We start from the raw sequence: 9,512 nt of genomic DNA on the forward strand, positions 1-9,512 counted from the left end.
GCATAGAGATTATGTGGTTACAATAGCAGAGAGGATACACCTGTTCCCATTCCGAACACAGAAGTTAAGCTCTCTAGCGCTGATGGTACTTGGTGGGAAACTGCCTGGGAGAGTAGGACGTAGCCACTTAATCTTTTTTTATTTGTTATAAAAGTTAAGATTAAATAGAATATAAAGTCAATATTGATTTATAATAAGATAAAATATAGAATTATATAGTATAGGTAAAGTTTTTGATTTAGAAAGAAGGTGTAATATGAACTCTCATGAAAGAAGAAGTAAATTAATAGATATTTTGAAAGAATCTAAGTGTCCTGTAAAAGGTGGAATGTTAGCTGAGATATTAAATGTAAGTAGACAAGTAATAGTACAAGATATAGCACTTATAAGAGCTAGAGGATTTGAAATAATAGCTACACCTCAAGGATATATAATATATAATCAACCATATTTTACAAAACAAGTAAAATGTAAAAACCATAAAAATTCTAAAGAAATTTATGATGAGTTAAAGATTATTGTAGATTTAGGTGGTATTATAAAAGATGTCATTGTAAATCATCCAACATATGGTCAGATAACTGCAGAACTTAATATTTATTCTAAAATGGATATAGATAATTTTATGAAGAAGGTTGAGACAAATGAATTTAAACAGTTATCAGTTCTGACAGAATGTAGCCATATTCATACAATTGAGGCGCTAAAAGAAGAAACTATACAGGCTATAATAAAAAAGTTAGAGGACAAAGGAATATTATCATAAGGAGGAGTTAAATGAATTTTTTATCATTGGCTAAGACTGCCTCAACAAATAGTAATATAACTAAGAGAACTTTAGAAAACATGCTCAATAACTTTAGTGATAATATACCAAATATTATATATGCAATAATTGTATTTGTAATAGGTATCTATATATCTAAAATAGTAAGAAAGATGGTTTCAAAGTTTCTAATCAAATATGGAATGAGTAAAGGTGTAAATAATTTTATTGTATATGGAATATATATATCTATGTTGTCTATTATATCATTGATAAGTTTAGGTATTATAGGGATACAAACTACATCAGTTGTAGCTGTGTTAGGAGCTGCTGGATTTAGTATAGGATTAGCCTTTAAAGAAATATTATCAAATCTAGGTTCAGGTATGATTATTTTATTTTTTAAGCCATTTAATATAGGTGATTATATTCAAGGTTCAGGTGTAGAAGGTACAGTTTCTGATATACAGATATTTAGCACTGTTCTTAAAACTCCAGATAATAAAACTATAATTATACCCAATTTTCAACTGACAAGTAATAATATAATTAATTACACACATCAGAATAAAAGAAGAATAGATTTTTCATATAATATTTCATATGATAGTGATATAGATATAGTTAAGTCTATATTAAATGAAATTTTTATGAATGAAAAAAGAATATTGGACGATCCAAAGCCTATTATAGGTTTAAATTCTATAGGAAATAATACTTTACAAATAGTTGCTAGACCTTGGGTAAAAACTGATGATTACTGGGATGTATACTTTGATGTAATGGAAAAAGTCAAAAATAAGTTTGATGAAAATAATATAAAAGTTCCATTTATTCCATCTTCATTATTATTTAATAATACAAGTAATTTAAATACAATAGATAAAAGATAACATCTTAATTAAATAAAAAATTTGAATTTAATATAAAAAATTAAAAAAATTCTAAAAAAATTTGAATAATAGTATTGAAACATGTTAATATATATAATATAATGATTATCAAATAAAACAATTAGTTAAAAAGCTGTGAAGGAAAATAGTAAAAAACAGATTGTATTCAGAGAATGAGTGGATGGTGAAAACTCATTACAATGGTTTTTGAATCTACTCTAGAGCTTCTAGTTAAAGCTAGACGTTTACCTACGTTATAGGTCTGAGAGGATTATACATTTTAGTATAGTCAATTAGGGTGGCAACGCGGATAAAAGATTTTCGTCCCTTTTATAGGGTAAACGGAGGTCTTTTTTTATTTTTCAAATTTGTTTAAACTAAAAGTTTACAGTTATAATATTTGTAAATTAAATTGGAATTATAATTTATATTATCAAAATTATTAGGAGGAATTAATATGTTAGATATTAAAAGAATAAGAGAAAATTTAGATGATATCAAAAAAGCTATGGAAAGAAGAGGTGAAAAAGAATTTGACCTTGATGCTGTAGTGGAGTTAGATAATAAAAGAAGAGAAATACTTCAAGAAGTTGAAGTTATGAAAAATGAATTAAATGTAAATTCTAAAAAAATACCACAATTAATAAAAGAAGGAAAAGATGTAACAGAAGAAAAGGCAAGATTAAAAGAGCTATCAGATAAGATAAAAGGTATTGATGAGAAAGTAAAAGAAGTAGAAGCAAAAATGGAATATACATTAATGAGAATACCAAATGTTCCTCATCCAGAAGTACCACAAGGTGAAACGGATGAAGACAATGTTCAAATAAGAACTTGGGGAGAACCTACTAAATTTAATTTTGAGCATAAAGCGCATTGGGATATAGGTACTGGTATAGGTATATTAGATTTTGAAAGAGCCAGTAAAATAACTGGTTCAAGATTTACTTTGTATAGAGGGTTAGGGGCTAGATTAGAAAGATCTTTAATGAATTTCTTTTTAAATACTCATACAGCTAAGCATGGCTATACAGAAGTTTTACCTCCATTTATGGCTAATAAAAATAGCTTTATAGGTACTGGTCAACTTCCTAAATTTGAAGAAGATATGTTTAAAATAGAAGGGCTAGAGTATTTCTTAATACCAACAGCTGAAGTACCAGTTACTAATATACATGCTAATGAAATATTAGATGTCGCAGAACTTCCAATTAAATATTGTGCATATACTCCTTGCTTTAGATCTGAAGCAGGTTCAGCAGGAAGAGACACAAGAGGCTTAGTTAGACAACATCAATTTAATAAAGTTGAGTTAGTTAAATTTGTTAAGCCAGAAGATTCTTATGATGAATTAGAATCATTAACTCATGATGCTGAAACTATGCTACAAATGTTAGGTCTTCCATATAGAGTTGTAAAAATATGTACAGGAGATTTAGGATTCACAGCTGCATTTAAATATGATTTAGAAGTTTGGATGCCAAGTTATAATAGATATGTAGAAATATCTTCTTGTTCAAACTTTGAAGATTTCCAAGCTAGAAGAGCAGGAATAAGATTTAAAAGAGATAAAAAATCAAAAGCGGAATATGTTCATACTTTAAATGGTTCTGGATTAGCTATAGGAAGATGTTTAGCTGCTATATTAGAAAATTATCAGCAAGCAGATGGTTCTGTAGTAGTTCCAGAAGAATTAAGACCTTATATGGGTGTTGATGTTATAAGATAATTTTATATTAATATTGTATATGTAGAAATATGTTTTAATGTAGAAAATATATTATAAGTAAATAATAAATTAAAAAAGCTATGAAATTATTATAAATATTAAATTTCATAGTTTTTTTATGTTAATTCATATAACAGAATTTTCATCATAAAATACCAAATATCTTTATAAAACAACTCTTATATAAATATCTAAAAATTATTTTAGAACTAATTTAAATAAAATATAGCTATATATAGTAATAATTAAATAAACAAAATAAAAATTAAGTTGAATTATAAAATGAATTATGATAAGATAAGTTTGTTATAAGTTTTGGGAGGAATTATGGAAAGTTCATTTTATATGAAAGAAGCATTGAAAGAAGCATTGAAAGCATATAATAAAAGAGAAATACCAATAGGTGCTATTATAGTTAAAGATAATCAAATAATAGCTAGAGCTCATAACCTTACAGAAACGTTAAAAGATTCTACAGCTCATGCAGAAATTTTAGCGATAAAACAAGCATCAGAAAAATTAGGTGGTTGGAGGTTGACTGATTGTGATTTATATGTTACAATGGAACCTTGCATAATGTGTAGTGGTGCAATAGTTAATTCTAGAATAAAAAAGCTTATAATAGGGACAAGACATGTAAAAAATTCATATATAGAAAAACAGCATGAGTTCAAATTAGATTATTTTAATAATAATAATGTAAAAGTAGCTTTTGATGTTTTGCAAGAAGAATGCTCGATCATATTGCAAGAATTTTTTAAGGCATTAAGAAAAAGAGATTAAGGAGAGATGGTCGAGTGGTCGAAGGCGCTCGCCTGGAAAGCGAGTATATGGGTAAAACTGTATCGTGGGTTCAAATCCCACTCTCTCCGCCAGAAACAATAAAAGTAATTAAATATGGTTGTAATTTTGCTGTACTAGATGGGGAGGTAGCGGTGCCCTGTAACCTGCAATCCGCTATAGCAGGATTGAATTCCATCTAAAGGCTTATTTTCTGTAGGGCCGCCCTAAATAAGTGGTGTTGATGCTTAGGTCCTGCGCAATGAAAGCTCATGAACCCCGTCAGATCCGGAAGGAAGCAGCGGTAAGTGATCACTTTTGTGTGCCGTGGGGGTGCCTAAGTTGAGCTAACTGTTTTGGTAACGCCTATGGAATTAAGTCGATAGATGGTGTACAGCATTTAATATATAAAAGACTAATCCCTTAGATAATGAGGGATTTTTTTATTAATTTTGCTAAAGAGAGGTAAAAAGATGCATAAAGCATTATATAGAGCATATAGACCACAAAAGTTTGAGGACGTTATTGGTCAAGAGCATATTATTAAAACTTTAAAAAATCAAATATATAATGATAATATAGGACATGCTTATTTGTTTTGTGGCACAAGAGGTACTGGTAAGACATCTACTGCAAAGATTTTTTCAAGAGCAGTGAACTGTTTGAATAAAATAAATAAAGAGCCATGTAATGAGTGTGAGATATGCGAATCTATATTAAAGGATAATACGATGGATGTCGTGGAGATAGATGCAGCATCAAATAACAGTGTGGATGATATAAGAGAGCTTAGAGAAAGTGTGAAATATTCTCCAGCTAATGCTAAATATAAAGTATATATAATAGATGAAGTTCATATGTTGTCTCAAGGAGCTTTTAATGCGTTATTAAAGACATTAGAGGAGCCTCCCTCATATGTAATCTTTATATTAGCTACTACTGAGCCCCATAAGATACCTGCAACTATTTTATCGAGATGCCAAAGATACGATTTTAAAAGAGTTACTGTTAAAGATATGACTCTTAGAATGAAAAAGATTTGTGAAGATGAAGGCATTGATATAGATGATAAAGCTCTTAATTTAATAGCTAGAAATTCTCAAGGGGCTCTTAGAGATGCACTTAGCATATTAGACCAATGTATATCATTTGGAGAAAATAAGATAGATTATAAAGATGTTGTTGAATTGATGGGAAGTGTCAATATAGAACAATTATTTGAATTGTCTCAATGTATTGTAGAACAAGATACTAAAAAATCTATTGAGATATTAAATGAATTCGTTTTATGGGGAAAAGATATAAGAAATCTTATAAATGATTTAATTGACCATTTTAGAAACTTAATGGTATGTAAGGTTTCATCAGAATTGGATGAGATAATTTCATTGCCAGAAGAAATTATAGAACAACTTAAATTTCAGTCTAAAAATATAGATATAAATGATTTAATAAGGATTTTAAATATATTATCATCAACTCAAGATGACATAAAGTCATCTTCAAATCCAAGGGTTTTAGTGGAAATAACTATAATGAAGATTGCTCAACCAATGTTTGATGAAAGTAAAGAAGCTCTTATAAAAAGAGTTGAGAACTTAGAAAAAATGATTGAACTGGGGAGCTTTAAGGTTGAAAAAATTGGCTATAGTAAAGAAAAAGAGTATGAGGTCAATAGAGAAATAGATGTAAAACAAGAAAATGTAGTTTATGAAGATGTAAAAAATGAGGACGTTATACTTATAGAGACATCTTGGAAGAATATACTTAAACAAATTAAAAAAGATAAAAAAATGCCAATATACGCACTTTTAAGTGAGGTAAAAAGCTTTAATGTATATTCCAATATGTTGTATGTTATATTTGATGATAAATTTGATTTTGCAAAAACTAGACTGAACTCCCAAGATACAATAGATTATTTAGAAAAAACAATAAGAGATGTTTTAAATAGAAGTTTTAATGTAAAAATAGTATTGACATCAGAAGTCAAAGATATAAATCTTGAAGTTAAAGAGAAAAAGGATGTTGGTGAAGAGATATTAAAGAACATAGTAAATGAAGAGATATTAGAAATAAAAGACCATATTGATGAAAATGAAAGTAAATAATAAAATACTATTATGATATAATAATAAAATGAAAATAAGTTTAGGAGGAATAGTGTTTATGGCTAAAAAAGGTTTTGGAGGCGGAATGATGCCTGGTGGTGGAAATATGAATAACTTATTAAAGCAGGCTCAAAAAATGCAAGAAAATATGCAAAAAGCTCAACAAGAGTTAGAAAATAAAGAAGTAGAAGCTTCAGTTGGTGGAGGAGCAGTTACTGTAAAGGTTAATGGTAAAAAAGAAGTTCTTGATATAACTATCAAGCCAGAAGTAGTTGATCCAGATGATATAGAAATGTTACAAGATTTAGTTTTAAGTGCAGTAAATCAAGCATTGAGAAATATTGATGATATACAAGCAAGTCAAATGAGTAAGGTAACTGGAGGTATGAATATACCAGGGTTATTCTAGTAGGTGATATTTATGCAAGTTTATACAGGTCCAATAACGAGACTTATAGAAGAATTTTCAAAGCTTCCTGGAGTAGGAAGAAAGACTGCTCAAAGGTTGGCTTTTCATATTATTAATATGAATACTAATGATGTGGAAGCTTTATCTAAAGCAATTATAGATGCAAAAAGAGAAATAAGATATTGTTCAATCTGTTGTAATATAACAGATACAGACCCATGTAGCATGTGTTCAAATAAAAATAGAGATTCAAGTATTATATGTGTGGTAGAAGATCCAAGAGATGTAGCAGCTATGGAAAGAACGAGAGAGTTTAAAGGTCAATATCATGTATTAAATGGAGTGATTTCTCCAATGGATGGGATTGGACCAGATATGCTAAAAATAAAGGAACTTATACAAAGACTTGGCAATCAGGAAGTCAAAGAAATAATAATGGCAACAAATCCTACTATTGAAGGAGAAGCTACAGCCATGTATATTGCTAGGTTAGTAAAGCCAATGGGCATTAAAGTCACTCGGATAGCTCATGGTCTTCCTGTTGGAGGCGATTTAGAGTATGCAGATGAGGTCACAATATCAAAAGCCCTAGAAGGTAGAAGAGAAATATAAAAATCGAGGTTAATACCTCGATTTTTGTGATTTTTTAAGGTTAAATTCAAATTAATTTTGATTTAGATTTATTGAATAAATTTCTTTTGTATTGTATAATTTGTTGTATAAATCATTTAAAAATTTTGATAGGGGTGCAACATGAAACCAATTATGAACTTAGAAGAACATAATGCAATGAAAGAAAAAAGAGTTAAAAAAATGAAATCAAAAGATAAACCTAAATATGATGATTTTGATGATATAAGTTTTTCTAATAAGAAAAAAACTAAAAAAACTACACGAAATAAAAATGCTGAATTCAGAAATAATTATAAAAATTATCAGTATGATTATGAAGAAGACTTTTATGAACCAATTTAATATTAAATAATTAGAAAATAAAAAATCCCTAATAGCTAATATATACTATAGGGATTTTATTTATTTTATCAATCAGAAATTATATTTAAAATTAAATTAGCTATATTTTGGGCTGAATTTGATTTTCTTATTGATTTAATATTTCTTTTTAGCATTTCTAATCTGCTAGGATCATCTATTAGAACCTTTAACAATATTGATAAATTATATTTTTTTGTAGTTCTAAGTGCTGCACCACAATTGGATAAGAAATCAAGATTCTCTTCTTCCTGACCAGGTATATAATATGGAACGATCATAGGTACATCTTTTAAAAGTGCTTCAGTTGTAGTGAGTCCACCAGGTTTACTCACTAATACATCTATGGAAGCTAAAATATCATTCATTTTATCAGTATATCCAAGAACACATACATTTTTATCATAATAACGAGATATAAGTTTTTTTTCGATTTTTTCTTTTAAACTTTCATTCCTACCAGTTATTACAAGAATTTGAAAATCTCTATCAGTATCCAGTAATTCATCAAGTGTCTCTTTTATATTTCCAGCTCCAAAACTACCACCCATAAGTAAAACAGTTAATTTATCAGGAGATAAATTTAACTCTGAAAGAACAATTTCTTTATCTCTATGAGATAGAAAGGACTTTTCAACAGGAATTCCAAATGTTCTAATTTTACTGGACTCAACTCCATCAAATACCAATAATTCTTTTACGTATTCATGACCAACTATATAGTAATCAATTTCATTTTGTATCCATGTGGAATGAGTAGTATAATCGGTCAATACAGAAATAAGTGGAGGAACATTAATAGTGTTTGTATAATGTTTATAAAAATACTCTGTATAAGTATTTGATTCATTATTATGTAAATTAAAGTTTTTTTTCAATGTGCTAAGAGCAATCATTGGAAAAGGATGCGTTCCAATAATCAAATCTGGTTTTTTGTTTCTAATAAGCTTTTTAAATTTTTTTGCCATGAATGTTATTATTAGGTTGCCTTTAAACTCATTTTTTGATAAAAGGTTTGTTTCGGATAATCTATATACACTTCCATATGCCTTGGGAGTATATATAGCAGATTTCTCATATCCTCTTGAAATTATTTTATCCATTGTATTATTAACCAATTTCAAACTATCTATTATCTCACATTCAATTGGCTCTCCATCAAGTGTTTTGGAAGTAAGTTCTTCTTTAATAGCTAGAGCAGCCCTATTATGCCCGCCACCAGTGGAAGCAGACATTATTAATACTTTTTTGCTCATAATAAAATCCTCCTAAAATGTAGCATAGTATTTATATGGTATTATATTTTGATATATAAAAATTGTCCTTGTAAAGAAAGTTATTTATAAATTATTTTTTAATATTAATCTAATACAAGATTACAAAAATTACAAGTGAAAGAAATTTAAATTAATTTTAGCAGATACGTTATGCAACAAATATTATTGTAAATAAAAAATTTAAATATAGAATAAAAAGGAAAATAGAGCATAGAATATATATTAGTTTTATGAAATAAACAGGTTTACTTAGTATTAGATTTTAAACATTAAATATAAAAAATATATGAGAAATAAAAAATTTAAAAAAAGTAAAAAAATATATTGACTTAGATAGATAAAGATGATATAGTATTACTTGTCCTTGAAAAAAGGAACAAGAAATAAACACGAACATTGAAAATTAAACAGTAGGTTAATTTATATTAAGAAACAAACCATAAAGCCAGATATTTTGATAACAATAGTATCTGAGCCTGATAAACTTTTATTTGAGAGTTTGATCCTGGCTCAGGATGAACGCTGGCGGCGTGCCTAACACATGCAAGTTGAGC

The 9,512-nt window shown here is 28.1% G+C and carries 9 protein-coding genes, 1 tRNA gene, 2 rRNA genes, 1 other RNA gene and 1 other annotated feature; of the genes, 12 read left to right on the forward strand and 1 reads right to left on the reverse strand.

Annotation, left to right across the window (positions count from 1 at the left end; translation table 11 throughout):
- Positions 1-12: 12 nt before the first annotated feature.
- From rrf to IR152_RS19285, 11 genes are all read left to right on the forward strand, one after another.
- Positions 13-129, forward strand: a 5S ribosomal RNA gene (rrf, locus tag IR152_RS19235).
- Positions 130-256: 127 nt separating this feature from the next.
- Positions 257-766 (forward strand): transcription repressor NadR, encoded by a 510-nt coding sequence (locus tag IR152_RS19240; RefSeq protein WP_227453448.1) that lies wholly within the window; start codon positions 257-259, stop codon positions 764-766.
- Positions 767-777: 11 nt separating this feature from the next.
- Positions 778-1,659 (forward strand): mechanosensitive ion channel family protein, encoded by an 882-nt coding sequence (locus IR152_RS19245; RefSeq protein ID WP_227453449.1) that lies wholly within the window; start codon positions 778-780, stop codon positions 1,657-1,659.
- A 126-nt stretch (positions 1,660-1,785) separates the two neighbouring features.
- Positions 1,786-1,991, forward strand: a binding site (T-box leader).
- Between the two features lie 125 nt (positions 1,992-2,116).
- The gene (serS, locus tag IR152_RS19250; protein ID WP_227453450.1) at positions 2,117-3,388 is read left to right on the forward strand and encodes a serine--tRNA ligase; all 1,272 of its coding nucleotides are present in this window, start codon (positions 2,117-2,119) and stop codon (positions 3,386-3,388) included.
- 327 nt (positions 3,389-3,715) lie between these two features.
- Positions 3,716-4,171: a nucleoside deaminase gene (locus tag IR152_RS19255; protein WP_227453451.1), complete on the forward strand. Its 456-nt coding sequence runs from the start codon at positions 3,716-3,718 to the stop codon at positions 4,169-4,171.
- A tRNA-Ser gene (locus IR152_RS19260) sits at positions 4,172-4,263 on the forward strand.
- Between the two features lie 37 nt (positions 4,264-4,300).
- An RNA gene (gene ffs, locus IR152_RS19265) (signal recognition particle sRNA large type) lies at positions 4,301-4,565 on the forward strand.
- 76 nt (positions 4,566-4,641) lie between these two features.
- Positions 4,642-6,279, forward strand: a complete 1,638-nt coding sequence (gene dnaX / locus IR152_RS19270; protein ID WP_227453452.1) for a DNA polymerase III subunit gamma/tau — start codon at positions 4,642-4,644, stop codon at positions 6,277-6,279.
- 58 nt (positions 6,280-6,337) lie between these two features.
- Positions 6,338-6,688 carry a YbaB/EbfC family nucleoid-associated protein gene (locus IR152_RS19275; RefSeq protein ID WP_054272754.1) on the forward strand — a complete coding sequence of 117 codons (351 nt, stop codon included), beginning with the start codon at positions 6,338-6,340 and terminating at the stop codon, positions 6,686-6,688.
- Positions 6,689-6,700: 12 nt separating this feature from the next.
- Complete coding sequence (gene recR / locus IR152_RS19280; protein WP_227453453.1) at positions 6,701-7,300, forward strand: recombination mediator RecR; 600 nt, start codon at positions 6,701-6,703, stop codon at positions 7,298-7,300.
- A 141-nt stretch (positions 7,301-7,441) separates the two neighbouring features.
- Positions 7,442-7,663, forward strand: coding sequence for a hypothetical protein (locus IR152_RS19285; protein ID WP_227453454.1), 222 nt, complete (start codon positions 7,442-7,444; stop codon positions 7,661-7,663).
- A gap of 68 nt (positions 7,664-7,731) precedes the next feature.
- Here IR152_RS19285 and IR152_RS19290 read toward each other — a convergent pair whose 3' ends face one another.
- A complete protein-coding gene (locus tag IR152_RS19290) occupies positions 7,732-8,937 on the reverse strand; it encodes an MGDG synthase family glycosyltransferase (protein WP_227453455.1) in 1,206 nt (401 codons plus the stop codon).
- Between the two features lie 508 nt (positions 8,938-9,445).
- Between IR152_RS19290 and IR152_RS19295 the strand changes: the two genes are divergently transcribed.
- Positions 9,446-9,512, forward strand: a 16S ribosomal RNA gene (locus tag IR152_RS19295); the annotation flags it as partial.

Source organism: Clostridioides sp. ES-S-0108-01, assembly GCF_020662285.1.
Taxonomy (GTDB): domain Bacteria; phylum Bacillota; class Clostridia; order Peptostreptococcales; family Peptostreptococcaceae; genus Clostridioides.